At 64.5% G+C, this 26221-nt stretch carries 23 protein-coding genes and 1 riboswitch; of the genes, 19 read left to right on the top strand and 4 right to left on the bottom strand.

Going from position 1 to position 26221, the window contains the following annotated elements; translation table 11 throughout:
* Positions 1-19: 19 nt before the first annotated feature.
* The 4 genes from ASC75_RS01015 to ASC75_RS01000 all read right to left on the bottom strand — a co-directional run bounded on the left by ASC75_RS01015 (position 20) and on the right by ASC75_RS01000 (position 6738).
* Positions 20-3640, bottom strand: a complete 3621-nt coding sequence (locus ASC75_RS01015; RefSeq protein WP_055969409.1) for a cobaltochelatase subunit CobN — start codon at positions 3638-3640, stop codon at positions 20-22.
* Between the two features lie 165 nt (positions 3641-3805).
* Positions 3806-4843: a cobalamin biosynthesis protein CobW gene (cobW, locus tag ASC75_RS01010; protein WP_055969407.1), complete on the bottom strand. Its 1038-nt coding sequence runs from the start codon at positions 4841-4843 to the stop codon at positions 3806-3808.
* Positions 4840-5202 (bottom strand): DUF1636 family protein, encoded by a 363-nt coding sequence (locus tag ASC75_RS01005; protein WP_244487739.1) that lies wholly within the window; start codon positions 5200-5202, stop codon positions 4840-4842. The genes cobW and ASC75_RS01005 overlap by 4 nt, the downstream gene beginning before the upstream one ends.
* 111 nt (positions 5203-5313) lie before the next feature.
* A riboswitch (cobalamin riboswitch) is annotated at positions 5314-5516 on the bottom strand.
* The gene (locus tag ASC75_RS01000; RefSeq protein ID WP_055969401.1) at positions 5512-6738 is read right to left on the bottom strand and encodes a winged helix-turn-helix domain-containing protein; all 1227 of its coding nucleotides are present in this window, start codon (positions 6736-6738) and stop codon (positions 5512-5514) included. Its footprint overlaps the riboswitch before it by 5 nt.
* Before the next feature lie 343 nt (positions 6739-7081).
* Here ASC75_RS01000 and ASC75_RS00995 point away from each other — a divergent pair, with 343 nt between their 5' ends.
* The 19 genes from ASC75_RS00995 to ASC75_RS00905 all read left to right on the top strand — a co-directional run bounded on the left by ASC75_RS00995 (position 7082) and on the right by ASC75_RS00905 (position 25985).
* Complete coding sequence (locus ASC75_RS00995; RefSeq protein WP_055969399.1) at positions 7082-7447, top strand: NADH-quinone oxidoreductase subunit A; 366 nt, start codon at positions 7082-7084, stop codon at positions 7445-7447.
* Positions 7438-8019, top strand: coding sequence for an NADH-quinone oxidoreductase subunit B (locus tag ASC75_RS00990; RefSeq protein WP_055969396.1), 582 nt, complete (start codon positions 7438-7440; stop codon positions 8017-8019). Before ASC75_RS00995 ends, ASC75_RS00990 begins: the two co-directional genes overlap by 10 nt.
* A 6-nt stretch (positions 8020-8025) precedes the next feature.
* On the top strand, positions 8026-8631 hold the full coding sequence (locus ASC75_RS00985) for an NADH-quinone oxidoreductase subunit C (protein ID WP_055969393.1): 606 nt from the start codon (positions 8026-8028) through the stop codon (positions 8629-8631).
* 9 nt (positions 8632-8640) lie between these two features.
* A complete protein-coding gene (locus ASC75_RS00980) occupies positions 8641-9831 on the top strand; it encodes an NADH-quinone oxidoreductase subunit D (RefSeq protein WP_055969390.1) in 1191 nt (396 codons plus the stop codon).
* Positions 9832-10938 carry an NADH-quinone oxidoreductase subunit NuoE gene (gene nuoE, locus ASC75_RS00975; RefSeq protein ID WP_055969388.1) on the top strand — a complete coding sequence of 369 codons (1107 nt, stop codon included), beginning with the start codon at positions 9832-9834 and terminating at the stop codon, positions 10936-10938.
* Positions 10939-10949: 11 nt separating this feature from the next.
* Positions 10950-12257: an NADH-quinone oxidoreductase subunit NuoF gene (gene nuoF, locus ASC75_RS00970; RefSeq protein ID WP_055969385.1), complete on the top strand. Its 1308-nt coding sequence runs from the start codon at positions 10950-10952 to the stop codon at positions 12255-12257.
* A gap of 86 nt (positions 12258-12343) precedes the next feature.
* On the top strand, positions 12344-13054 hold the full coding sequence (locus ASC75_RS00965) for an NADH-ubiquinone dehydrogenase (protein ID WP_055969382.1): 711 nt from the start codon (positions 12344-12346) through the stop codon (positions 13052-13054).
* A gap of 78 nt (positions 13055-13132) precedes the next feature.
* Positions 13133-15214 (top strand): NADH-quinone oxidoreductase subunit NuoG, encoded by a 2082-nt coding sequence (nuoG, locus tag ASC75_RS00960; RefSeq protein ID WP_055969379.1) that lies wholly within the window; start codon positions 13133-13135, stop codon positions 15212-15214.
* An 8-nt stretch (positions 15215-15222) separates the two neighbouring features.
* Positions 15223-16266: an NADH-quinone oxidoreductase subunit NuoH gene (gene nuoH, locus ASC75_RS00955; protein ID WP_055969376.1), complete on the top strand. Its 1044-nt coding sequence runs from the start codon at positions 15223-15225 to the stop codon at positions 16264-16266.
* Positions 16266-16757 carry an NADH-quinone oxidoreductase subunit NuoI gene (nuoI, locus tag ASC75_RS00950; protein ID WP_055970601.1) on the top strand — a complete coding sequence of 164 codons (492 nt, stop codon included), beginning with the start codon at positions 16266-16268 and terminating at the stop codon, positions 16755-16757. The genes nuoH and nuoI overlap by 1 nt, the downstream gene beginning before the upstream one ends.
* Positions 16758-16885: 128 nt before the next feature.
* Positions 16886-17506, top strand: coding sequence for an NADH-quinone oxidoreductase subunit J (locus ASC75_RS00945; protein WP_055969371.1), 621 nt, complete (start codon positions 16886-16888; stop codon positions 17504-17506).
* A gap of 2 nt (positions 17507-17508) precedes the next feature.
* Positions 17509-17817, top strand: coding sequence for an NADH-quinone oxidoreductase subunit NuoK (gene nuoK, locus ASC75_RS00940; protein ID WP_055969368.1), 309 nt, complete (start codon positions 17509-17511; stop codon positions 17815-17817).
* Between the two features lie 10 nt (positions 17818-17827).
* Positions 17828-19816, top strand: coding sequence for an NADH-quinone oxidoreductase subunit L (gene nuoL, locus ASC75_RS00935; RefSeq protein ID WP_055969364.1), 1989 nt, complete (start codon positions 17828-17830; stop codon positions 19814-19816).
* Entirely contained in the window at positions 19816-21321 is a 1506-nt protein-coding gene (locus ASC75_RS00930; RefSeq protein ID WP_055969362.1) for an NADH-quinone oxidoreductase subunit M, read from the top strand. Before nuoL ends, ASC75_RS00930 begins: the two co-directional genes overlap by 1 nt.
* Positions 21322-21338: 17 nt before the next feature.
* A complete protein-coding gene (gene nuoN, locus ASC75_RS00925; protein WP_055969359.1) occupies positions 21339-22775 on the top strand; it encodes an NADH-quinone oxidoreductase subunit NuoN in 1437 nt (478 codons plus the stop codon).
* Positions 22776-22779: 4 nt separating this feature from the next.
* Positions 22780-23607, top strand: a complete 828-nt coding sequence (locus ASC75_RS00920; RefSeq protein ID WP_055969356.1) for a biotin--[acetyl-CoA-carboxylase] ligase — start codon at positions 22780-22782, stop codon at positions 23605-23607.
* Positions 23608-23629: 22 nt separating this feature from the next.
* Complete coding sequence (locus ASC75_RS00915; RefSeq protein ID WP_055969351.1) at positions 23630-25300, top strand: ribonuclease J; 1671 nt, start codon at positions 23630-23632, stop codon at positions 25298-25300.
* Positions 25301-25314: 14 nt separating this feature from the next.
* Entirely contained in the window at positions 25315-25719 is a 405-nt protein-coding gene (gene mce, locus ASC75_RS00910) for a methylmalonyl-CoA epimerase (RefSeq protein WP_055969345.1), read from the top strand.
* Entirely contained in the window at positions 25716-25985 is a 270-nt protein-coding gene (locus ASC75_RS00905) for a DUF1467 family protein (protein ID WP_055969342.1), read from the top strand. The genes mce and ASC75_RS00905 overlap by 4 nt, the downstream gene beginning before the upstream one ends.
* Positions 25986-26221: the final 236 nt, after the last annotated feature.

Below are 26221 nucleotides of genomic sequence, written 5' to 3'. Positions count from 1 at the left end.
CCGCGACGGGAAAAGCCTGTCATGCCGCCACCTCACGCGCTTCAGCCTCGGCGATGAGGGCGACGAGATCGTCGTCGATGGAATTGCGCAGCGGGTGCCACAGACCACGCCGGCGGGCAGTGGCGAAACGCTCGGCGATGAACTTTGCCGCTGCCGGGTTCTCGCGCAGCATGAAGTCGCGGACGGCTTCGTCACCGACATAGGCGTCGTGGACGGCCTCGATCAGCGCGCCCGGAATGGCGTTGGTGGTTTCGGCGAAGCCGATCAGCCGGTCGACGGTCTCGGCGAATTCGGAGGCGCCGCGCGGGCCGTGGCGCATCTGGCCGGCGATGAAGCGGGCGTTGGTGGCGCGTGCCCTGACGACGCGGCCGACGGCCTCGGTGACCGAACGCGGGCGCGGCTTTTGCGGGTCCGATGTGTCGAGCACGATGACGTCGGCGTTCTTGCCGAGTGCTGCCACCGCCGCCGAAAAGCCGCCGATGAAGGCGACGTCGGCGGAGCCTTCGAGGATGTCGCGGCCGGGGTCGTCGCCGGTGTGGACGAGAAGGTCAGCCTCGGCGATGCGGCCGGCGAATGCGCCGGGCGCGGAAAAGCCTTCGCCGTCGCTGCCGCCATAGGCGTGGGATGCGGCGTCGAGATAGGCGCGGCCGAGCTCTTCGCGGGCCTGCCAGTCGCCGCTGGACAAAAGGTCTTCGAGGCCAGCGCCATAGGTGCCGGGGGAGGAGCCGAAAATGCGCGGCTCGACCTTGCCCGCGGCGCGGGTGCTGGCAGCGAGCGGGTTGTCATGATCGTCCTCGTCGCGGGTGGCAACAGCACAGGCAGCGGCATCGACCAGCGCGATCTGGGTCGGGAACATGTCGCGGAACAGGCCGGAGATGCGCCAGGTGACGTCGACGCGCGGGCGGCCGAGCGCTGCCGGCGGCAGCACCTCGATGCCGGTGACGCGGCCGGTCGCGGCGTCCCATTGTGGCCGGCAGCCCATCAGCGCCAGGCCTTGTGCGATCTCCTCACCGCCGGTGCGCAGCGACGCGCTGCCCCAAAGATCGATGACCAGCGCGCGCGGCCATTCGCCATGGCTTTGCAGGTAGCTGCGCATGATCTCGTCGGAGGCCATCTTGCCGAGGTCGAAGGCGGTCGGCGTCGGCATGGTGCGTGGGTCGGAGGTGAACAGGTTGCGCCCGGTTGGCAGGACGTCGGTGCGGCCGCGCGCCGGGGCGCCCGAGGGACCAGCCTTGACGTGGCGGCCGTCGAGCGCTGCGATCAGGTTTTTCCGCTCGGCCTCGGCACTGGCGCGGCGCGCTGGGTCCGGCTCGTTTTCTTCTGTGCGGCCATAGACGTGCAGGCCGTCCTTGATGGCGAAGTCCTTGAGGTCGCAGAGCCAGGCGTCGATGCGGCGCAGCGCTTCGTCGGGCGCGTCGGTGTTGGCGACGCCGGCCTCGGCGGCAAGGCCGGTCTGCGACGCCGTCTCGACGATCAGCTTCGCGAGCCGGTCGCGGCGGCGGCGGTCGAGGCCGTCGGCCTGGGCGTATTCGTCGACCAGCCGCTCGAGCTTGTGTTGGTTTTCATCCAGCCCGGCGCTGGCGAGCGGCGGCGGCAGGTGGCCAAGAGTCACGGCCGCGGTGCGGCGCTTGGCCTGGGCTGCCTCGCCGGGATTGGAGACGATGAAGGGATAGACCACCGGCAGCGAGCCGGTGACGATCTCGGGGAAGCAGTTTTGGCTCAGCGCCACTGTCTTGCCCGGCAGCCATTCGAGCGTGCCATGGGCGCCGACATGGACGATGGCGTGGATGCCGAGCGACTTCTGCAGCCAGAAGCCGAAGGCGAGCAAGGCATGGCGGGGCGGCAGCGTCGGGTCGTGGTAATCGGCGCGGCGATCGGCCGAGCGGCCACGGTCGGGGGCGAGGGCTACGGTGACATTGCCGAAGGTTGCAGCGCGGAAGGGGAAATGGCGTTGCTCCTCGCAAAGGTTGAGCTGCCCCTCACCCTTACCCTCTCCCCGTAAGGACGGGGAGAGGGGGGCGTAAGCGTTGAGGCTGTCTTCGCTGGCGTTGCGGCAGACTTCCATCTCCCCGTCCTGACGGGGAGATGGTCCGGCAGAGGATGAGGGGCGGCGCGAAAGCGCAATTACAGCTTCCTGCGCTGCTTCTCCCCACGCCGCCTCAACCGCATTTCTTGCATCTGTGGGCAGATCGGCGGAAAGCGCGAGATAGTCATTCAGGGCCAGCCCATGCCCACCTGCCTCGATCAGGTCGAGCAGTGCGCGCGGTGATTCCGGAATCCCTTCAACCGCATAGCCCGCGTCCTTCAGGTCGTGCAGCATTGCGAGCACGCTGTTCGGAACGTCGAGGCCGACGGCATAACCCGTCCGGCCAGGGGCGCTGGGGTAGTCGGGGATGAGGATCACGAGCTTGCGGTTTTCGGGCCGCGTCTCGCGCAGCCTGAGATGCGCGGCGATGCGGCGGGCGACCTGGTCGACGCGGTCGGGTTCGGGCCGGTTGGCAAAGGCGCGGAAGCCGAGCGCGGGGTCGACCTCGCTCTCGGCCTTGAAGGAGACGGCGCCGGCGAGGATGCGGCCGTCGAGTTCGGGCATCACCACATGCATGGCAAGGTCGGCGGGCGCGAGACCTCGCGGGCTGCCCTCCCAGGCCTCGCGGCGGGTGGTGGCGACGATGACCTGGAACACCGGCACGCCGGCGCGGTCGAACAGCGTTTCCGCGCCCGGCTCGGCGCCGGCGGCGAAGGCGGTGGCGGTGACGATGGCCGCGGGGTTGAGCTGTGCGAGGGCGGTCTCGACGAAGGCGAGGGACGCCTTGTCCTTAAGGCTGGAGACGAAGATCGGGACGGGGCGCAGGCCGTGTGCCCTGAGTGCTTCGACCAGCGCGTCGATGGGGGCGACGTCTGCGGCGAGCAGCATCGAACGGTAGAAGAGGATGGGGATGACGTTTCCTTCTCCCCGTTCACGGGGAGAAGGTGCCCCGAAGGGGCGGTTGAGGGGCTGCGCAAAGCTGCCAGAGGTCGGTGCTTGCCCCTCATCCCCCTGCCGGGACCTTCTCCCCGTGAACGGGGAGAAGGGGGCTTCAATCACGCCCCGCTCCGGATCATAAAACCCCGCTTTCGGCATCGCCACAGGTGCTACGATGATGCTCTTGTCACCCGCCAGCCCAGCCAGCCGCGCGACCAGCGCCTTCATGTTCTCCGGGCCGCCCTCGCGGAAATAGCCGAGCAGGGCATCGAGTTCGGCGCGGGGCAGCGTCGAGGCTTCGATCAGCCTGAGATCTTCGTCATGGCTTTCGCCCGGCAGCAGCGCCAGCGCGATGCCTCTTTCGCGAGCCACCGCAGCAAGCTGGTCGCAGCCGTAGCGCCACCAGTCGTGACCACCGAGGATACGGACGAGGATGACTCTGGCGTGGGCAGCCACGCTGTCGATCCACAGGTCGACCGACATCGGGTGCCGGAGGTCGCGCAGGCTGGCGAGCCGCATCGACGGCAGGTTTGCTGCACCCGCCTTCCAGGCGTTGGCGAGGCCTGCCAGATCGCTGTCGGTGAAGGACAGCGCCACCACATCCGCAGGCTTCTGCCCGAGGTCCACAGGCTCGATGAGGTCGTCGAGCGAGGCGGAGGTGGTGGTGAGGATGTGCATCAGCTCGCCTCGCTTGAGGTCGCGCGAAATGTCCCCCTCATCCAGCCCTTCGGGCGACCTTCTCCCCGGCAGGGAGATGAGGCACGCGCTGACGTCGGCGATCTCCGCTCCAGTTTGGAGAGAGGTCGACCGAGCGCAGCGGAGGTCGGGTGAGGGGACATCGTTTTAGCCGACCAGGATACGCTCGATGGCCGGGCGGTCGAGGCCCTTGAGGCCAATGACGACGAGGCGCGAGCGGCGGTCGTCCTCGGCGGTCCAGGCGCGGTCATAGTAGTGGTTGACGCGCGGGCCGACGGCCTGGACGAGCAGGCGCATCGGCTTGCCGCCGACGTCGACAAAGCCCTTCACGCGCAGCACGTTTTCTTCCTCGGCGGCCGTGGCGACGCGCTTGGCCAGTTCGTCGGGGTTGGCGATCGAGGGAATCTCGATGACGAAGGTGTCGAAATCGTCGTGCTCGTGGTCGAAGGCGCCGTCGTGGTGGGTCTTGCGGTTCTCGATGTCGTCCTCGACGGCGAGGCCGAGGCCGAGCAGCACCGATGGGTCGACCTTGCCATGCGCCGACGGCACGATCTTGACCGCGCGGGCGAGGTGCTCGCTGACGATGGCGCTGGCGCGGGCATGGCCGGCGTCGTCGAGAAGGTCGGACTTGGACAGGATGATGAGGTCGGCGCAGGCAACCTGGTCCTCGAACACCTCCTCGACAGGGTCGTCGTGATCGAGCGAATCATCGGCCTGGCGTTGGGCGGCCAGCGCTTCCATGTCGGAGGCGACCTTGCCTTCGGCGAGAGCCGGGCCATCGACCACGGCGATGACCCCGTCGACGGTGACGCGGCTCTTCACCGTCGGCCACTGGAAGGCCTGGACCAGAGGCTTCGGCAGCGCGAGGCCGGAAGTCTCGATCAGGATGTGGTCGACTTTTGGGGTGCGCGCGAGAATCTGGTCGAGGGCCGGGACAAAATCATCGGCGACGGTGCAGCAGATGCAGCCATTTGCCAGCTCGACGATGTTTTCCTCCGGGCAGGCGTCGATGCCGCAGCCCTTCAGAATTTCGCCGTCGATGCCGACATCGCCGAACTCGTTGACGATGATGGCGAGGCGCTTGCCCTTGGAATTCTCGAGGATGTTGCGGAGCAGCGTGGTCTTGCCGGCGCCGAGAAAGCCGGTGACGACGGTGCAGGGAACGCGTTCGACGGAGGCGGTCATTTGTCTTCCTTGATGAGAGCAAGCGGAGGGATGCGCGCGACGAGGCCGCGCTTGAGGCTGTCGGGACGGCCGCGCCAGGGGATCAGGCCGTCGGTTGAGGTGCTGAACAGTTGTGCGCCGGTGACGAGATCGTCGCCGGAGGAAACGTTGAGATCGCCGAAGACGTAGCTCCACGCGCCGTCCCGGAGCAGGGCGGCACTCAGGCGGCGCTTGCAATTGCCGAGGCACTCGACAGTGCGGACGGTGATGCCTTGGCCGACTGCTGCCCGACGGGCGGATTCGGCAAGTCTTTCTCCGGCGCGGGGATGGGCGTCCGAACCGGTTTCGTCACGGCAGGAGGAGCACACGAGGATGGTCACGTCGCAGGCGCGCGCGCCTGCTGCATCGCCGGATGCGTCAGAAGTTCCGACCGGAAGGTTGTCGTCGAAGTCCAAATCCAGGCTCCCTGCCCGGGGCACCCGCCAGGCGATCGGATCAATGTCTGCGACGGCAGGTCTCCTGGCTTGCGGATCGTCGCCTTCGCCCGCCTTCCCGGGAAATCCCAGTGGTCTTCGGGTCTGGCTCTTCGCTCACAGTTGCGGGGACAGCCGCGGTTTTGGCGCATATGCGCCGCACCGCATTCCCTCTTAGCCTCCGCCGTTGCGGGCGAAGGACCGTCTGTGGGCGATTTAGGCTTTCGCGCGGGGTGGAGTCAACGCAATGGAGCGACCAACAATGTCGCTCAGCGCCGGGCCGAGGTCGCCGGCGGGCGTGACCTCGATGCGTTCGAGGCCGAGCCAGTCGCGCATCTGCTTGAGTTCTTCAAAGAGTTGGGCTGCTGTTTCCGGCGGCGCGCAGGGCTCGGCATAGGCGGCGTGGACGCGCAGCACGCCGGCCGGGCGGTCGGCCTTGAGGTCGATGCGGGCGACGATGCGTTCGCCGAGCAGGAAGGGCAGGACGTAGTAGCCGTACTGGCGCTTGTCCGCTGGCGTGTAGATCTCGATGCGGTAGCGGAAGTCGAACAATTGCTCGGCGCGGGTGCGCTCGAACACCAGCGGGTCGAAGGGCGCGAGCAGGGCGCGTGCTTGCACTTTTCGAGGGATGCGGGCCTCGGCATGCAGATAGGCCTGCCTGTTCCAGCCTTCGACGCGCACGGGAATCAGTTCGCCCATCTCGACCAGCTCTTCGAGCCGGCCCTTCATGTCGTCCGGCGACAGGCGGAAATAGTCGCGCAGGCAGATGCCGGTCGCGACGCCATGGGCCTGAGCGGAGATTCGCAACAGTTCGCGATGGGCATCTTCGGCCCGCAGGGCAGGGCTGTTGTAGATGTCGGCCGGCAGCACGCGCTCGGGCAGGTCGTAGAGACGCTCGAAGCCGCGGCGGGAATGGGTGGTGATGCGGCCGGCCCAGAACAGCCATTCGAAGGCGCGCTTCTCAAGGCTCCAGCCCCACCAGCCGCCCGAACCCTTGGCGCCCTCGATGTCCGAGGCGGCGATCGGGCCGCGGTCGACCACCTGGCGATAGATCCCTTCTATGTAAGGAGCCTGCTCGCGGCCGAACTTCGCCAGCCCCGAATACATCTCGGTGTCCGCCCGCTCCATGCGCCAGCGCAGCAGCGGAAAGGTCTCCAGCGGCAGCAGCGAGGCTTCATGCGCCCAGTATTCGAAGAGCATGCGCTTTTTCGGCTGCATGGCGTCGTCGAGCAGCGCCATGGGGTAGGGGCCGAGGCGCGAATAGAGCGGCATGTAGTGGGCGCGCACGACGGCGCTGACCGAGTCGATCTGCAGCAGGCCGGTGCGGCCGAGCACGCGCTGCAGGTGACGTCGGGTGATCGCGCCGGACGGGCGCGGATCGGCGAAGCCCTGGGCCGCGAGTGCGATGCGGCGGGCGGTGGGAAGCGAGAGTTTTTCCTTCATTGCGGCAAGCTATCGCAGTCTCCGGATGAGTGACGCAGGGGCACCAGAATCGGCCTTTGCTGCAAATGCTAGCAGGAGTGCGGTTCCAGGCTTGTCAGGAATGTAAAGTTGAGTAAAAGACGAAGGAAATCAAACAGGAGCCACACGCGCAGGATTTTGGTCCAGCGGTGGGGTTTGCCCCGTTTTGGACAAGGTTGGGCTTGCTTCGCCCGACCGGCTGCGCTAACCGTCGCCGCATTGCAGCACGACCGTTTCGTCAGGGCCGGCGAGAATTCGTCGCGCTTCCGGAAACGGACCCCGTGCTGTAAATCTGGGTGGATAGGCCACCAACGGAATTCGCAGCATGAACGCTCTCCTGAGTTCGTATCTGCCCATCGTCATCTTCATCGGTGTGGCGCTACTCGTCGGCATCGCCCTTATCGTGGCGCCCTTCCTTGTCGCCTACCGAAATCCGGATCCGGAGAAGCTTTCTGCCTACGAGTGCGGCTTCAACTCGTTCGACGATGCCCGCATGAAGTTCGACATTCGCTTCTACCTGGTCTCCATCCTGTTCATCATCTTCGATCTCGAAGTGGCGTTCCTGTTCCCGTGGGCGGTGTCCTTCGGCGAGATCGGAATGCTCGGCTTCTGGTCGATGATGATCTTCCTGGCCGTGCTGACCATCGGCTTTATCTACGAGTGGAAAAAGGGAGCGCTGGAATGGGATTGAACGACGCCTCCGGCACCCTGATCGCGCCGAAGCCGAAAGGCATCATCGATCCTAACACCGGCAAGCTCATCGGTTCCGACGACGCCTTTTTCGGCGAGCTGAACAGCGAGCTTTCGGACAAGGGCTTCATCGTCACCTCGTCCGAGGCGCTGATCACCTGGGCGCGCACCGGCTCGCTGATGTGGATGACCTTCGGCCTGGCCTGCTGCGCCGTCGAGATGATGCACATCTCGATGCCGCGTTATGACGCCGAACGCTTCGGCATCGCGCCGCGCGCTTCTCCGCGCCAGTCGGACGTGATGATCGTCGCCGGCACGCTGACCAACAAGATGGCGCCCGCGCTGCGCAAGGTCTACGACCAGATGCCGGAGCCGCGCTACGTCATTTCGATGGGCTCGTGCGCCAATGGCGGCGGCTACTACCATTATTCCTATTCGGTGGTGCGCGGCTGCGATCGCGTCGTGCCCGTCGACATCTACGTGCCCGGCTGCCCTCCGACCGCCGAAGCACTTCTCTACGGCATCCTTCTTCTCCAGAAGAAGATCCGCCGCACCGGCACGATCGAGCGGTGATCCCAGATGAGTGAAGCCCTGAACGACCTTGCCGCCTACATTGCGGAAAAGCTCGATGCGGACATCGAAGAAAGCGTTGTCGCCTATGGCGAACTGACGCTGACGGTGAAGGCAGCCGACATCGTCGACGTGATGACCTTCTTGCGCTCGGACGTGCAGTGCCAGTTCGTCTCATTCATCGATGCCGCCGGTGTCGACTATCCGCAGCGCCGCAAGCGTTTCGACGTCGTCTATCACCTGATGTCGCCGCGCCAGAACCTGCGCATCCGCGTCAAGGTCAGCACGGACGAAGACACGCCGGTGCCGTCGATCACTTCGGTATTTCCCGGCGCCGACTGGTTCGAGCGCGAAGCCTACGACATGTACGGCATCCTGTTTTCCGGCCATCCTGACCTGCGCCGCCTGCTGACCGACTACGGTTTCGAGGGTCATCCGCTGCGCAAGGACTTCCCGCTCACCGGTTTCGTCGAGGTTCGTTACGACGACGAGCAGAAGCGCGTCGTTTACGAGCCGGTCGAGCTCAAGCAGGAATTCCGCAATTTCGACTTTTTGTCTCCTTGGGAAGGCACCGAATACGTGCTGCCGGGCGACGAAAAAGCCAAGACGAATTGAGGCGGCGACATGGCTGAAACCTCCGTCCGTAACTTCAACATCAACTTCGGTCCGCAGCACCCGGCAGCGCACGGCGTCCTGCGCCTGGTGCTCGAACTCGACGGCGAAGTCGTCGATCGCGTCGATCCGCATATCGGCCTTTTGCACCGCGGCACCGAAAAGCTGATCGAGCAGAAGACCTATCTGCAGGCCGTGCCCTATTTCGATCGTCTCGACTATGTCGCGCCGATGAACCAGGAGCATGCTTTTGCGCTCGCGGTCGAGCGCCTGCTCGGCATCGAGGTGCCGAAGCGCGGCCAGATCATCCGGGTACTGTTTTCCGAGATCGGCCGCATCCTGTCGCACCTGCTCAACGTCACCACGCAGGCCATGGACGTCGGCGCGCTGACCCCGCCGCTGTGGGGCTTCGAAGAGCGCGAAAAGCTGATGGTGTTTTATGAGCGGGCCTGCGGCGCGCGCATGCACGCAGCCTATTTCCGTCCGGGCGGCGTCCATCAGGACCTGCCGCAGAAGCTCGTCGAAGACATCGGCAAGTGGATCGATCCATTCCTGCAGACGGTCAAGAACCTCGACGACCTTCTGACCCCCAACCGCATCTTCAAGCAGCGCAACGTCGACATCGGCGTGGTGTCGCTCGACGACGCCTGGGCCTGGGGCTTCTCGGGCGTGATGGTGCGCGGTTCAGGCGCTGCCTGGGACCTGCGCAAGAGCCAGCCCTACGAGTGCTACTCGGAGATGGATTTCGACATCCCGATCGGCAAGAACGGCGACTGCTACGATCGTTACCTGATCCGCATGGAAGAGATGCGCCAGTCGGCGAAGATCATGCGCCAGTGCGTCGATCTGTTGCTCGGCAAGGAGAGCACCGGCCCGGTGTCCAACATGGACGGCAAGGTGGTTCCGCCGAAGCGCCAGGCGATGAAGCGCTCGATGGAATCCTTGATCCATCACTTCAAGCTCTACACCGAAGGCTACCGCGTGCCGGCTGGCGAGGTCTATGCGGCCGTCGAGGCGCCCAAGGGCGAGTTCGGCGTCTTCCTGGTCTCCGACGGCACCAACAAGCCCTACCGCTGCAAGCTGCGCGCGCCAGGCTTCGCCCATCTCCAGGCGATGGATTTCCTGTGCCGCGGCCACATGCTCGCGGATATCTCGGCCGTTCTCGGCTCCCTCGACATCGTGTTTGGTGAGGTCGACCGCTAAATGTCAGTCCGCCGTCTCGCAGAAGCCAGCGTCCAGCCAGCGTCCTTCGCCTTCAACAAGGCATTCACGGCGCAGGCCAAGACCTGGATCAAGAAGTACCCCAAGGGCCGCGAACAGTCGGCCGTCATCCCGCTGCTCATGCTTGCGCAGGAGCAGGACGGCTGGGTGACGAAGGCTGCCATCGAGCATGTCGCCGATATGCTCGACATGCCCTATATCCGCGCCCTCGAAGTCGCGACCTTCTACACGCAGTTCCAGCTCAAGCCGGTCGGCACGCGCGCCCATATCCAGGTGTGCGGCACCACGCCCTGCATGCTGCGCGGCTCGGAAGAGCTGATGGACGTCTGCCGCTCGAAGATCCATCATGACCAGTTTCACACCAACGATGCGGGCACGCTTTCATGGGAGGAAGTCGAGTGTCTCGGCGCCTGCGTGAACGCACCGATGGTCATGATCTTCAAGGACACCTATGAGGACCTGACGCCGGAGCGCCTGGGCGAGATCATCGACCAGTTCGAAGCCGGCAAGGGCGAGCAGGTCAAGACCGGCCCGCAGACCGGCCGCGTGTACTCCGCGCCGCTGACCGGGTTCACGTCGCTCAAGGAAGAGAAGGGCGTTCTCAAGACGACCCGCGACAAGGAAGCCAAGGCTGCTTCCAAGGCCGCCAAGGCAGCCGTGGTGGAGACGACCGTTCCGCCGTCGAACGCAGCCAAGCCGAAGACCGACGCGATTGAGACCAGCCCGGCGGTGAAGACCCCGTCGAAGGTCAAGGCAGCACCGGCCGCCGAGAAGGCAGCAAGCGTCGCTGCGCCGAAGCCTTCGCTCGAAGACAAGAACCGCCCGGCCGGCATCGCCCGTCCGGTTGCCGTCGACGATCTCAAGCTGATTTCGGGCGTCGGCCCGAAGATCGAGGGCACCCTGCACGAGCTCGGTATCTTCACGTTTGCCCAGGTGGCTTCGTGGAAGAAGGCTGAGCGCGAATGGGTCGACGGCTATCTGAATTTCAAGGGTCGCATCGAACGTGACGACTGGGTCAAGCAGGCCAAGGCGCTCGCCAAGGGTGGTGTGGCCGAATACATCCGCGTCTTCGGTAAGAAGCCGGTCTGAGGAGCGTAATCATGCTTGAAGACAAGGACCGCATCTTTACCAATATCTACGGCCGCTTCGACCAGTCGCTGGCCGGGGCGATGGCGCGTGGCCATTGGGACGGCACCGCCGGCCTGATCGAAAAGGGCCGCGAGTGGATCATCAACGAGATGAAGGCTTCGGGCCTGCGCGGCCGCGGCGGCGCCGGCTTCCCGACCGGTCTCAAGTGGTCGTTCATGCCGAAGAGCAACCCCGACGGTCGCCCGTCCTATCTCGTCGTCAACGCCGACGAATCCGAGCCGGGCACCTGCAAGGACCGCGACATCCTGCGCCATGACCCGCATACGCTGGTCGAAGGCTGCCTGCTCGCCGGTTTCGCCATGGGGGCGGTGGCCGCCTACATCTACGTGCGCGGCGAGTTCATCCGCGAACGCGAAGCGCTGCAGCGCGCCATCGACGAGGCCTATGAGGCCAAGCTGATCGGCAAGAACAACAAGAACGGCTACGATTTCGACATCTATGTCCATCACGGCGCCGGCGCCTATATCTGCGGCGAAGAAACCGCTCTGCTCGAAAGCCTCGAGGGCAAGAAGGGCCAGCCGCGCCTGAAGCCGCCGTTCCCGGCCAATGTCGGCCTCTATGGCTGCCCGACAACGGTCAACAACGTCGAGTCGATCGCCGTTGCGCCGACCATCCTGCGCCGTGGCGCTGCCTGGTTCTCCGGCATCGGCCGTCCGAACAATGTCGGCACCAAGCTGTTCATGCTGGTCGGCCACGTCAACACGCCCTGCACCGTTGAAGAGGCCATGGGCATCACCTTCCGCGAGCTGGTGGAAAAGCACGGCGGCGGCATTCGCGGCGGCTGGGACAATCTTTTGGCGGTCATCCCCGGCGGCGCGTCCTGCCCGGTGGTCAAGGCCGAGGACATCATCGACTGCCCGATGGATTTCGACGGCCTGCGCGAGCGCAAGTCGTCGTTCGGAACGGCTGCCGTGATCGTCATGGACAAGTCGACCGACATCGTGAAGGCGATCGCGCGCCTCAGCTACTTCTTCAAGCACGAGAGCTGCGGCCAGTGCACGCCGTGCCGCGAAGGCACCGGTTGGATGTGGCGCGTGATGGAGCGCCTGGTGCGCGGCGAAGCGCACAAGCGCGAGATCGACATGCTGCTCGACGTCACCAAGCAGGTGGAAGGCCACACGATCTGCGCACTGGGCGATGCGGCCGCATGGCCGATCCAGGGCCTGATCCGCAACTTCCGCCCCGAGATCGAGCGGCGCATCGACGAGTTTTCGCGCAATTCGCACCGCGCCGAGCCGGTGCTGGTGGCGGCGGAGTAAGGGTTAAGTCAGAAAGTGCGGGCCAAAGGTCCGAAACAGGAAACGACGAGGCAGAGGCGAACGGCGAAGGCGACAAGGAGCTATCAATGTCGACATTTCCCATTCCCGAAAGTGCAGTGCCTGAGATGGAACGTTTGGAGCAGATGAACAGGGACTTCGTGGCGATGCTGCCCAAGGAGTTTGCCGGTACGGCGAACCTCATGGTGCACCCCGCCGCTGGAATCGCTGCTGCTTCCGCACTGAGTGTCGGCCTCGCCAGTCACGCCATGGGCGTCTGGATCGGGGCCGTGACCGGTGCGTCAGAGGCGGCGCAGCGCCTGTTTTCGCCAGACTTCGGCGATTTCACCGGTGCGACGCAGGCCAAGCCGGTGCGCGAGACGACTGCGAAGAGGGATGCGGCCTCGACCGCGTCGCTGATCGCCGAGGTGAAGACGCTGGCGCGCAAGCTGGAGAAGGCCGAGGCGAAGCCGGCGGTTGTCGCTGCGACCGATCCGATGGGTGTCGAGGCTGCCGGGGTCGAAGCAGCGCCGGCGGGCATCCAGCCCGAGGATTTCAGGCAGCCGGCTTCGATCGAACGGCCGGAAGCGGCTGACGATCTGAAGGCTATCTCCGGCATCGGGCCGAAGCTGGAGCAGGTGCTGAACGGTCTCGGCATCTGGACCTATGGCCAGATCGCCGGCTGGACGCCGGAAGAAGTGGCCTGGGCCAACGACTATCTCGGCTTCAAGGGCCGGATCGGCCGGGACGACTGGATCGGGCAGGCGGTGACGCTTGCCGGCGGCAACTCAGCCGCGTGAATTGTGGATTTCGGGGCGCAGCGCAAGCCGCGCCCCTTGCAGGACGGAATGCGGGTTAGCCGCGGGATTTGAGGCGCTATGGCAAAGCTTAAGGTCGACGGGAAAGAGATTTCGGTACCCGACCACTATACGCTGCTGCAGGCGGCGGAAGAGGCGGGCGCGGAAGTGCCGCGCTTCTGCTTCCATGAGCGGCTGTCGATTGCCGGCAACTGCCGCATGTGCCTTGTCGAGGTGAAGGGCGGCCCGCCCAAGCCGGCGGCATCCTGCGCCATGGGCGTGCGCGACCTGCGCCCGGGTCCGAACGGCGAGACGCCGGAAATCTTCACCAACACGCCGATGGTCAAGAAGGCCCGCGAAGGCGTGATGGAGTTCCTGCTCATCAACCATCCGCTTGACTGCCCGATCTGCGACCAGGGCGGCGAATGCGACCTGCAGGACCAGGCGATGGCTTTCGGCCTCGACGGCTCGCGCTACAACGAAAACAAGCGCGCGGTCGAAGACAAGTACATCGGCCCGCTGGTCAAGACGATCATGACGCGCTGCATCCACTGCACGCGCTGCGTCCGCTTCACGACCGAAGTGGCCGGCATTTCCGAGCTCGGCCTGATCGGCCGCGGCGAGGACGCCGAGATCACCACCTATCTCGAGCAGGCGATGACCTCCGAGCTGCAGGGCAACGTCATCGACCTGTGCCCGGTCGGCGCGTTGACCTCGAAGCCCTATGCCTTCCAGGCGCGTCCGTGGGAGCTGACCAAGACCGAATCCATCGACGTGATGGATGCCGTCGGTTCGGCCATCCGCGTCGACACGCGTGGCCGCGAAGTGATGCGCATCATGCCGCGCATCAACGAGCAGGTGAACGAGGAGTGGATCTCCGACAAGACCCGTTTCATTTGGGACGGCCTGCGCACGCAGCGTCTCGACCGGCCCTACGTCCGCAAGGGCGGCAAGCTGGCGCCCGCGACTTGGCCGGAAGCCTTTGCCGCGATCAAGGATGCCGTTTCCAAGGCGTCGCCTGAACGCATCGGCGCCATCGCCGGCGATCTCGCGACCACCGAGGAAATGTATGCGCTGAAGCAGCTGATCGCGTCGCTCGGCTCGAAGAACATCGACTGCCGCCAGGATGGTGCAGCACTCGATCCGTCGCTGGGCCGCGCCAGCTACATCTTCAACCCGACCATCGAAGGCATCGAGCAGGCCGACGCCATCCTGATCATCGGCGCCAACCCGCGCTTCGAGGCTTCGGTGCTGAACGCCCGCATCCGCAAGCATTGGCGTGCAGCCAATGTGCCGGTTGCCGTCATCGGCGAGGTCGGCGACACCCGCTATGACTACGAGCAACTGGGCTCGGGTCCGGACACGCTCAAGGATCTGGCCGAAGGCAACGGCAAGTTCTTCTCGGTCCTCAAGAAGGCTTCGCATCCGCTGATCATCGTCGGTCAGGGCGCGATCGCGCGGACCGATGGTGCGGCCGTGCTCGGCCAGGCGGCCAAGCTTGCCGGCGCCGTCAAGGCGAGCCGTCCGGACTGGAACGGCTTTGCCGTGCTCCACACCGCGGCCGCCCGCGTCGGCGGCCTGGATGTCGGCTTCGTGCCGGGCGAGGGCGGCAAGAACGTTGCCGGCATGCTCGGCGACAGCGACGTGCTGTTCCTGCTCGGCGCCGACGAGCTCGACCTCAGCAAGACCGGCGACGCCTTCGTGGTCTATGTCGGCACGCATGGCGATGCCGGCGCACACCGCGCCAATGTCATCCTGCCGGGTGCTGCCTACACCGAGAAGTCGGGCACCTATGTGAACACCGAGGGCCGCGTCCAGGTGACCGGCCGCGCCGGCTTCGCGCCGGGCGAGGCCAAGGAAGACTGGGCGATCCTGCGGGCGCTGTCCGACGTGCTCGGTCACAAGCTGCCCTTCGATTCGCTGCAGCAGCTGCGCGCCAGGCTTTATGCGGAGTTCCCGCATCTGGCGCGCATCGACGAGATCGATGCCGGCGACAATGACGACATCGCCAAGGTCGCCAAGCTCGGCGGCCGCCTGAACAAGGCAGCCTTCACCTCGGTAGTGAAGGACTTTTACCTCACCAACCCGATCGCGCGCGCGTCGGCGGTGATGGCCGAGTGTTCGGCACTGGCCAAAAACGGCTTCAAGCAGGCGGCGGAGTAAGGGCTGTCATGGATACCTTTTTCTCCTTCTACGTCCTGCCGGCGTTGATCATTCTCCTGAAGTCGGTCGTCCTGATCGTCGTTCTGCTGATCTTCGTCGCCTACATCCTCTACGCCGACCGCAAGATCTGGGCGGCTGTACAGCTGCGCCGCGGTCCGAACGTCGTCGGTCCCTGGGGCCTGCTCCAGGCCTTCGCCGATCTTTTGAAGTTCGTCTTCAAGGAGCCGGTGATCCCGTCAGGCTCCAACAAGGGCGTGTTCCTGCTCGCTCCCGTCGTCTCGGCGGTGCTGGCGATCTCGGCATGGGCGGTGATTCCGGTCAGTGAAGGCTGGGCTATCGCCAACGTCAATGTCGGCATCCTCTATGTCTTCGCCATCTCTTCGCTCGAGGTCTATGGCGTGATCATGGGCGGCTGGGCCTCGAACTCGAAGTATCCGTTCCTCGGCGCGCTGCGTTCGGCTGCCCAGATGGTGTCCTATGAAGTCTCGATCGGCTTCGTCATCGTCTGCGTGCTGCTCACCGTCGGCTCGCTGAACCTGACCGACATCGTGCTGTCGCAGGGCGACGGCATCGGCACGCGGCTTGGCCTGCCGAACACGTTCCTCGACTGGAACTGGCTGGTGCTGTTCCCGATGTTCGTGATCTTCTTCATCTCCGCGCTGGCCGAGACCAACCGCCCGCCCTTCGACCTGGTCGAGGCCGAGTCGGAACTCGTCGCCGGTCACATGATCGAATACTCGTCGACGCCGTTCCTGCTGTTCTTCCTCGGCGAGTATGTCGCGATCGTTTTGATGTGCGCGCTGACGACGATCCTGTTCCTCGGCGGATGGCTGCCGCCATTCGACTTCGCACCCTTCACCTGGGTTCCAGGCGTGATCTGGTTCGTTCTCAAGGTCTGCATGGTGTTCTTTATGTTCGCCATGGTGAAGTCCTTTGTGCCGCGCTACCGCTACGACCAGCTGATGCGCCTGGGCTGGAAGGTGTTCCTGCCGATCTCGCTGGCGATGGTCGTCATCACCGCCGCCGTCCTCAAGCTTTCGGGAGCCGCATGATGTCTGCGCTAGCCCAAGCCGCCAAATCGCTGCTGCTGCAGGACTTCGTCGGTGCGTTCTTCCTGTCCATGCGCCAGTTCTTCGCGCCCAAGGCGACGCTGAACTATCCGCATGAAAAGGGTCCGGTCAGCCCGCGCTTCCGTGGCGAGCATGCCCTGCGCCGCTATCCCAACGGCGAAGAGCGCTGCATCGCCTGCAAGCTGTGCGAGGCGATCTGTCCGGCGCAGGCCATCACCATCGAGGCCGGCCCACGCCGCAACGACGGCACCCGCCGCACGGTGCGCTACGACATCGACATGGTGAAGTGCATCTATTGCGGCTTCTGCCAGGAAGCATGCCCGGTCGACGCCATCGTCGAGGGGCCGAATTTCGAATTCGCGACGGAAACGCGCGAGGAGCTTTACTACGACAAGGACAAGCTGCTTGCGAATGGCGACCGGTGGGAGCGCGAGATCGCGCGCAACATCGCTATGGATTCGCCCTATCGCTGAGGCTTGAACAATGGACGGGCCAAGTCGGCTCGTCTAAGGAACGCGCGACCTGCACCGGAGGCGGAGCAAGGACGTGAACAGGGCAGGGCGCAGGCGCGCTCGGCCCGAAAGGAAAACCGGGGGAACCCATGCTCAACGGACTTGAAGCGGTATTTTTCTACCTCTTCGCCTTCATCGCGGTGGCGTCGGCCTTCATGGTCATCTCGGCGCGCAACCCGGTTCACTCGGTGCTCTACCTGATCCTGACGTTCTTCAACGCCGCGGGCCTGTTCCTTTTGACCGGCGCCGAGTTCCTGGCGATGATCCTGCTCGTCGTTTATGTCGGCGCGGTGGCGGTGCTGTTCCTGTTCGTGGTCATGATGCTCGACGTCGACTTCGCCGAGCTCAAGTCGGGCGCGCTGCAATATGCGCCGATCGGGGCGCTTGTCGGCCTGATCCTGGCTGCCGAGCTGATCGTGGTGACCGGCGGCTATGCCTTCGCGCCGAAGCTCGCGACAGCGGTTGCGCAGCCGACGCCCGATATCGCCACGCGCCACAACACGGCTGCGCTCGGGGACATCCTCTATACGAACTACATCTATTTCTTCCAGATCGCCGGCCTAGTGCTGCTGGTCGCCATGATCGGCGCCATCGTGCTGACGCTGCGCCACAAGCCGAACGTCAAGCGCCAGAGCATCCCGGCTCAGGTCGCCCGCACGCCGGCCACCGCGATCGAGGTCAAGAAGGTCGAGACGGGCAAGGGAATCTGATCATGGTTGTCGGTATCGGGCACTATCTCACCCTTTCGGCGGTCCTGTTCACGCTCGGCGTGTTCGGCATTTTCCTGAACCGCAAGAACGTCATCGTCATCCTGATGTCGGTCGAACTGATCCTACTCGCGGTCAACATCAATTTCGTGGCGTTCTCGGCCCAGCTCGGCGATCTCGTCGGCCAGGTGTTTGCGCTGTTCGTGCTGACGGTCGCCGCCGCTGAAGCGGCAATCGGGCTTGCCATTTTGGTCGTATTCTTCCGCAACCGCGGCTCCATCGCGGTCGAAGACGTGAACATGATGAAGGGCTGACGGGACAAAAATGTATCAGCTAATCGTCTTCCTTCCGCTTCTCGGCTTCCTGATCGCCGGCCTGTTCGGCCGCTCGATCGGCGCCAAGGCGTCCGAATACATCACCTCGGGCCTGCTGGTCGTATCGGCTGCCCTGTCCTGGGTCGCCTTCATCACCGTCGGCCTCGGCGACGTCGAAGTGTTCACCGTGCCGGTGCTGCGCTTCATCGACTCTGGCGGCCTGCAGGCCAACTGGGCACTGCGCATCGACACGCTGACCACGGTCATGCTGGTCGTGGTCAACACGGTGTCGGCGCTCGTCCATATCTACTCGATCGGCTACATGCATCACGATCCGCATCGGCCGCGCTTCTTCGCCTATCTGTCGCTGTTCACCTTCGCCATGCTGATGCTGGTGACCTCGGACAACCTCGTCCAGATGTTCTTCGGCTGGGAAGGCGTGGGCCTGGCGTCGTATCTGCTGATCGGCTTCTGGTACAAGAAGCCGTCGGCAAATGCCGCCGCCATCAAGGCGTTCGTGGTCAATCGCGTCGGCGATTTTGGCTTCCTGCTCGGCATCTTCGGCCTGTTCGTCCTGTTCGGCTCGGTCGAGTTCAGCACGATCTTTGCCGGCGCCGCTTCTTATCTGCCGGCCGAAGGGGCCGCAGCGAGCAGCGAAACCGTGCTCACCTTCCTCGGCTATGCGCTCGACAAGCAGGGTGCGTTGACCATCGTCTGCCTGCTGCTGTTCATGGGTGCCATGGGCAAGTCGGCGCAGGTACCGCTGCACACCTGGCTGCCTGACGCCATGGAAGGCCCGACGCCCGTGTCGGCGCTGATCCACGCGGCGACCATGGTGACCGCCGGCGTGTTCATGCTGGCCCGCATGTCGCCGGTGTTCGAGCTGTCGCATTCGGCGCTGACCGTCGTGACCTTCATTGGCGCCTTCACCGCCTTCTTTGCCGCGACCGTCGGCCTGGTGCAGAACGACATCAAGCGCGTCATCGCCTATTCGACCTGCTCGCAGCTCGGCTACATGTTCGTGGCGCTGGGCATGGGCTTTTACTCGGCAGCCATCTTCCACCTGTTCACGCACGCCTTTTTCAAGGCGCTGCTGTTCCTGGGCTCCGGCTCGGTGATCCATGCCGTCTCCGACGAGCAGGACATGCGCAAGATGGGCGGCCTCCGCAAGCTGATCCCGACGACCTACTGGATGATGGTCATCGGCACGCTGGCGCTGACCGGCGTCGGCATACCGGCGACGATCATCGGCACGGCCGGATTCTTCTCCAAGGACGCCATCATCGAGGGCGCATTCGTCGGCCACAATGCGGTCGCCGGGCTGGCCTTCGCGGCGCTGGTGATCGCCGCCTGCTTCACCAGCTTCTATTCCTGGCGCCTGATCTTCATGACCTTCCACGGCAAGCCGCGTGCCACCGCCGACGTCATGCACCATGTGCATGAATCGCCGCCGGTGATGCTGGTGCCGCTGTTCATCCTGGCCGTCGGCGCGCTGTTTGCGGGCGTCGTGTTCCACGACCAGTTCATCGGCGAGGGCTACAACGAATTCTGGAAGGGCGCACTGTTCACGCTCGAGACCAACCATATCCTGCACGACTTCCATGGCGTGCCGATGTGGGTGAAGCTCGCGCCGTTCGTCGCGATGATCGCCGGCTTCCTGATGGCCTACCTGTTCTATATCCGCTCGCCGGAGATGCCGAAGGTACTGGCGGAACGCCATCGCGGGCTCTACGCCTTCCTGCTCAACAAGTGGTACTTCGACGAGCTGTACGACTTCCTGTTCGTGCGCCCAGCCAAGTGGCTCGGCCGCTTCCTGTGGAAGAAGGGTGACGGCTGGCTGATCGACGGGTTCGGTGCCGACGGCATCTCGGCCCGCGTCGTCGACGTCACCAACCGTGTCGTCAAGCTGCAGACCGGTTACCTCTATCACTACGCCTTCGCCATGCTGATCGGCGTGGCGGCCCTCGTTACCTGGATGATGCTCGGGAGCTCCTTCTGATGTCTGGCGTTCCCATTCTGTCGCTGGTCACCTTCCTGCCGCTGGTCGGTGCGTTCCTGATCCTGCTGATCAGGGACGATGGTGATGCCGCGCGCCGCAATATCCGCAACGTCGCGCTGCTGACCACGGTTTTCACCTTCGCGGTGTCGCTGCTGATCTGGATCTATTTCGACAACAACGAGGCTGGCTTCCAGTTCGTCGAAAAGTTCGCCTGGCTCGATTCCGGCATCTCGTACCACATGGGCGTGGACGGCATTTCGATGCTGTTCGTCATCCTGACGACCTTCCTGATGCCGCTCTGCATCCTGGCCAGCTGGGATTCGGTGGAGAAGCGCGTCAAGGAATACATGATCTCGTTCCTGATCCTGGAAACGCTGATGATCGGCGTGTTCTGCGCGCTCGATATCGTGCTGTTCTACGTTTTCTTCGAAGCCGTGCTGATCCCGATGTTCATCATCATCGGCGTCTGGGGTGGCAAGCGTCGCGTCTATGCCAGCTTCAAGTTCTTCCTGTTCACGCTGCTCGGCTCGGTGCTGATGCTGCTGGCGGTGATGGCGATGTTCTGGCAGGCCGGAACGACCGACATCCCGACGCTGCTGTCGCATGGCTTCCCGGAGAACATGCAGACCTGGCTGTGGCTTGCCTTCTTCGCCTCGTTTGCGGTGAAGATGCCGATGTGGCCGGTTCACACCTGGTTGCCCGACGCGCACGTTGAGGCGCCGACCGCCGGTTCGGTCATCCTGGCGGGCATCCTGCTGAAGATGGGCGGCTACGGCTTCCTGCGCTTCTCGCTGCCGATGTTCCCGCTGGCCTCCGAGTTCTTCGCCCCGCTGGTCTTCGCGCTGTCGGTCGTCGCCATCATCTACACCTCGCTGGTGGCGCTGATGCAGGAGGACATGAAGAAGCTGATCGCTTATTCGTCGGTGGCCCACATGGGCTACGTCACCATGGGCATCTTCTCGATGAACCAGGAAGGCGTGCAGGGCGCGATCTTCCAGATGCTGAGCCACGGCCTCGTGTCCGGCGCGCTGTTCCTCTGCGTCGGCGTCGTCTACGACCGCATGCACACGCGTGACATCGCGGCCTATGGCGGCCTGGTCAACAACATGCCGAAATATGCGGTGGCGTTCCTGATCTTCACCATGGCCAATGTCGGTCTTCCCGGCACCAGCGGCTTCGTCGGCGAGTTCCTGACGCTGTTCGGCATCTTTAAGGTCAATACCTGGGTGGCACTGCTTGCCGCAACCGGCGTGATCCTGTCGGCTGCCTATGCGCTGTGGCTGTACCGCCGCGTCGTCTTCGGCGCGCTGACCAAGGAAAGCCTGAAGGGCCTGTTCGACCTGTCGGGCCGTGAAAAGGTGGTGCTCTACCCGCTCGTCATCCTGGTCATCTTCTACGGTGTCTACCCGGCACCGGTGTTCGACGCCACGGCGGCTTCCGTGAAGGCGTTGGTCAATAACGTAACCGTATCGATCGACGCCGCGCAGACCGCGGCGGCGAACTGACAGGGGTTTTGCGAACCATGACGCCCGAACTCCTCTCGAGCCTCTCGCTCTCCATGCCGGAGCTGATCATCGCCGTCGGCGCGATGGCGCTGCTGATGATCGGCGTGTTCTCCGGCGAGCGCGCCAACACGACCGTGACCGGACTGGCCGTTGCGCTGCTGATTGCGGCCGGCGCCTGGATGCTGGTGTTCGGCCATGACGGGCAGGGCTATGGCACGGCCTTCATTTCCGACCCGTTCGCGCGCTTCATGAAGCTGCTGACGCTGGTTGGTGCTGTGGTGACGCTCATCATGTCGGTGGGTTTTGCCAAGGCAGAGAAGTTCGACAAGTTCGAATTCCCGGTGCTGGCCATGCTGGCGACGCTCGGCATGCTGCTGATGATCTCGGCAAACGACATGCTGGCGCTCTATCTCGGGCTCGAGCTGCAGTCGCTGGCGCTCTACGTCATTGCCGCGATCAACCGCGACAACGTGCGTTCGACCGAGGCGGGCCTGAAGTACTTCGTCCTCGGTGCGCTGTCGTCGGGCATGCTGCTGTACGGTATCAGCCTGGTCTACGGCTACACCGGCCACACCTCGTTCGAGGCGATCGCAGCGGCACTGACCGGCGGCGAGCGCCAGCTCGGACTGGTCTTCGGCCTGGTGTTCGTGCTCGCCGGCCTGTGCTTCAAGATCTCGGCGGTGCCGTTCCACATGTGGACGCCCGACGTTTATGAAGGCGCGCCGACCCCGGTGACGGCATTCTTCGCCGCAGCTCCCAAGATGGCTGCGATGGCGCTGATCGTGCGCGTGACCATGGGTGCGTTCGAGCCGATCGGCCTCGACTGGCAGCAGATCATCGTCTTCGTCTCGATCGCCTCCATGGTTCTGGGCGCCTTCGCGGCAATCGGGCAGAAGAACATCAAGCGCCTGATGGCCTATTCGTCGATCGGTCACATGGGCTACGCGCTTGTCGGCCTCGCCGCCAACAGCGAAGCCGGCGTGCGCGGCGTGGTCATCTACATGCTGATCTACCTGGTGATGACGCTGGGCACCTTCGCCTTCATCCTCGCCATGCGCCGCAAGGACGGCAATGTCGAACAGATTGGCGATCTCGCCGGCCTGTCCTCGACCAATCCGATGATGGCGACGATCCTGACCATCCTGATGTTCTCGCTGGCCGGCATCCCGCCGCTGGCGGGCTTCTGGGGGAAATGGTACGTCTTCCTCGCGGCGATCGACGCCAAGCTCTACGCGCTTGCGGTGATCGGCATGCTGGCTTCGGTGGTGGGTGCCTATTACTACCTGCGCATCATCAAGATCATGTGGTTCGACGAGCCGGTCGGCGGCTTCCAGCCGATGGCGGGCGAGCTTCGCCTCGTGCTTGGCCTGTCCGGCATCTTCGTGCTGTTCTACGTTCTGATCGGCGGCCCTGTCGGGCAGATGGCTGGCGCTGCTGCCAAGACCTTCTTCTGACGGGATGGGATTCCAACTCGCACCGACCGCAAATGCCCAAGGCTTCAGGCTGGAGGCCCACCAGGCGGTAGGGTCGACCAATGCGCTGGCGTTGGAGCGTGCAATGGCGGGCGATCCGGGCAAGCTCTGGATCGTCTCCAAGAAGCAGGACAGCGGTCGCGGCCGGCGCGGCCGCGTGTGGGCGACGCCGGAAGGCAATCTCGCCGCGACCCTGCTCAAGGTTCTCGATCACGATCTGCATTATGCGGCGACGCTCGGCTTCGTTGCCGGCCTGGCGCTTGCAGATGCGCTGGATGCGGTGGCGCCCAATGCCCGTTTTTCCGTCGGTGTCGATGGCGGCAGTGGGCCGGGCGTCAAGCGCTTCGAGCTGAAATGGCCGAACGACGTCCTGGCGTCGGGCGCCAAGCTTGCCGGCATCCTGCTTGAATCGACATTGCTTGGGCATGGGCGGCTCGGCATCGCGATCGGCATTGGCGTCAATGTCGTGGCCCATCCGACCGACGTTCCTTATCCCGCGACGTCGCTCGCCAGCCTCGGGGCTGGCGTTGATGCCGAGACGCTGTTCCTGGCGCTTTCCGATGCGTGGAGCGAGAACGAACGCCTCTGGGCCGAGGGCCGGGGTCTGGCCGGGATCCGCAAGCTCTGGCTGGCACGCGCCGCCGGCCTGGGCAGCGAAGTGGCCGTGCGGGTCGAGGGAAATGTGGTGCGCGGCATCTTCGAGACCATCGACGAGGATTGCCGCTTCGTTATCCGTGACGCTAAAGGTGAAACGGTCAAGATCGCCGCTGGCGATGTGCATTTCGGCGCGGTCGCTTCGGCCGGCGCGGCCTGACAGGGCTGAAAGGATTTCTGACATGGCGAAATCGGATAAGGCCGAACTCGTATTCGTGCCGTTGGGCGGCGTCGGCGAGATCGGGATGAACTTCGCGCTCTACGGCTTCGGCCCGGCGGACGCACGCGAGTGGATCATCATCGATGTCGGCGTGACCTTCCCCGATGCGAGCCTGCCCGGCGTCGACCTGGTGCTGCCCGATACGCGTTTCATCGAGGAGGAGCTGACAAACCTCCGCGGCATCATCATCACGCATGCGCATGAGGATCACTACGGCGCGCTGCACGACATCTGGCCGAAGCTCAAGGCCCCGGTCTGGATGACACCCTTTGCTGCTGGCCTGCTGGAAGCCAAGCGGCAGTCGGAACAGGGTGCGCCGAAAATCCCGGTGACCGTCTATCGTGCCGGCGAGAAGTTCACCGTTGGTCCGTTCGAGATCGAGGCGATCGCCGTCAGCCACTCCATCCCCGAGCCGGTTTCGCTGGCGATCACCAGCCCTGCCGGCACCGTGATCCACACCGGCGACTGGAAGATCGACCCGGCGCCGGAAATCGGCCCGATGACCGACGAGGCGCGGTTCCGCGCCTATGGCGACAAGGGCGTGCTGGCGCTGGTCTGCGATTCTACCAATGCGCTGCGCGAGGGCGACTCGCCGTCCGAGCAGCAGGTCGGGCAGGGGCTGCGCAAGGTGATCGAAGAGGCCAAGGGCCGTGTCGCGGTGACGACCTTCTCGTCGAATGTCGGCCGCGTCCGCTCGATCGCCGAAGCCGCGCGCGACGCCGGTCGCCAGGTTCTGGTCATGGGGCGATCGCTGAAGCGGGTCATCGATGTGTCGAGCGAGCTCGGCTACATGGACGGATTGCCGGAATTCGTTTCCGAGGAAGACTACGGCTACATCCCGCGCGAAAACCTCGTCGTCATCTGCACTGGCAGCCAGGGCGAGCCGCGGGCGGCACTGGCCAAGCTGGCCCGCGACGAGATGAAGTCGGTGGCGCTGTCGCCCGGCGACACGGTGGTGTTTTCCTCGCGTACGATCCCCGGCAACGAAAAGGCGATCCTCGAGATCAAGAACCTGCTCATCGACCAGGGCATGAAGATCATCGAGGACGGCGATGCGCTGGTCCACGTTTCCGGTCACCCGCGCCGCAGCGAACTGAAGCGCATGTACGAATGGGTCCGCCCGCGCATCGGCGTGCCGGTCCACGGCGAGGCAGCGCATCTGGTGGGCCAGGGCTCGCTGATGTCGATGTCGGGCATTCCGGAAGTGGCGCAGATCCGCGACGGCGACATGCTGAGGCTGTGGCCGGGCGCTGCGGAGATCATCGACCAGGTGCCGTTCGGCCGCGTCTACAAGGACGGCAAGCTGATCGGCTCGGACGAGGCGATGGGAATCCGCGATCGGCGCAAGTTGTCGTTTGCCGGCCATGTTGCGGTCAATGTCGTGCTCGACGATAAGTACGAGCTGTCGGGCGATCCGGACCTGGTGGCCATTGGCGTCGCTGAAGTCGATGCCGGCGGCGAGGCGCTCGAGGAATTGATGCTCGATGCGGCAATCGGCGCCGTGGACTCCATACCCCGTGCGCGCCGAAAAGACCTCGACCTGGTGCAGGAGGCCGTGCGTCGCGCAGTGCGCGGTGCCGCCAACGAGGCCTGGGGCAAGAAACCGCTGGTGACGGTGTTCGTCACCCGCTGAAGGCAGGATTTGATATGCTCGGACGCTTGAACCATGTCGCCATTGCCGTGCCGGACCTGGCGGCGGCGAGCGCGGTCTACCGCGATACGCTGGGCGCAAGGGTGACCGAGCCGCAGGCCTTGCCCGAGCACGGTGTGACGGTTGTCTTCATCGACGTCGGCAACACCAAGATCGAACTGCTCGAGCCGCTGGGCGAGGGCTCGCCGATCGCGGCATTCCTGGCCAAGAGCCCTTCGGGCGGCATGCACCATGTCTGCTACGAGGTTGACGACATCCTGGCTGCGCGGGATCATCTCAAGGCTACGGGCGCGCGCGTGCTCGGCGACGGCAACCCGAAGACAGGCGCGCATGGCAAGCCGGTGCTTTTCCTGCACCCCAAGGACTTTCAGGGTACGCTCGTGGAGCTCGAACAGGCATGACCTGGATTTCGATCATTGCGATGTATTTCGTCTTCTGGTGGCTGACCCTGTTTGCCATCCTGCCGTTCGGCGTGAAGACGCAGGACGACGACAACAACGTCACGATGGGCACCGAGGCGAGTGCGCCGCGCGGGCCGCACATGCTGCGCGCCGTACTGTGGACAACGGTGGTGACGGCGGTGCTGATGGGCGCGTTCTATGGCGTCACCCTCGGCCTCGGCTACAGCTTCAACGACTTTCCGCTGTTCCTGCCGAAGATCGACTGAGCGACGGCCACCGCGCGCCCTGCCGGACGTGCGGCAGGCATAGGCTGCCTTTCATGTCATTCGGGTATAGCCGGAAGACTCGTCTGTTGAAGTCGTTACTTCAACAGCGCATCGTAAGTTGATGATTGCCCAAAAAAAATGCAAGGCGCGAAGCCTTGCAATTTAAACGCGTCCGATCTGCTTTCCGTTGCCGGCGGCTGCGAGTTATCGCGCCTAGATCGCATCCTCCCAAGACT

This window comes from Aminobacter sp. DSM 101952 (genome assembly GCF_001424795.1).
Lineage (GTDB): Bacteria > Pseudomonadota > Alphaproteobacteria > Rhizobiales > Rhizobiaceae > Aminobacter > Aminobacter aganoensis.
The sequence above is the reverse complement of the archived record's forward strand: the minus strand, read 5'-3'. Positions and strand labels throughout refer to the sequence as shown.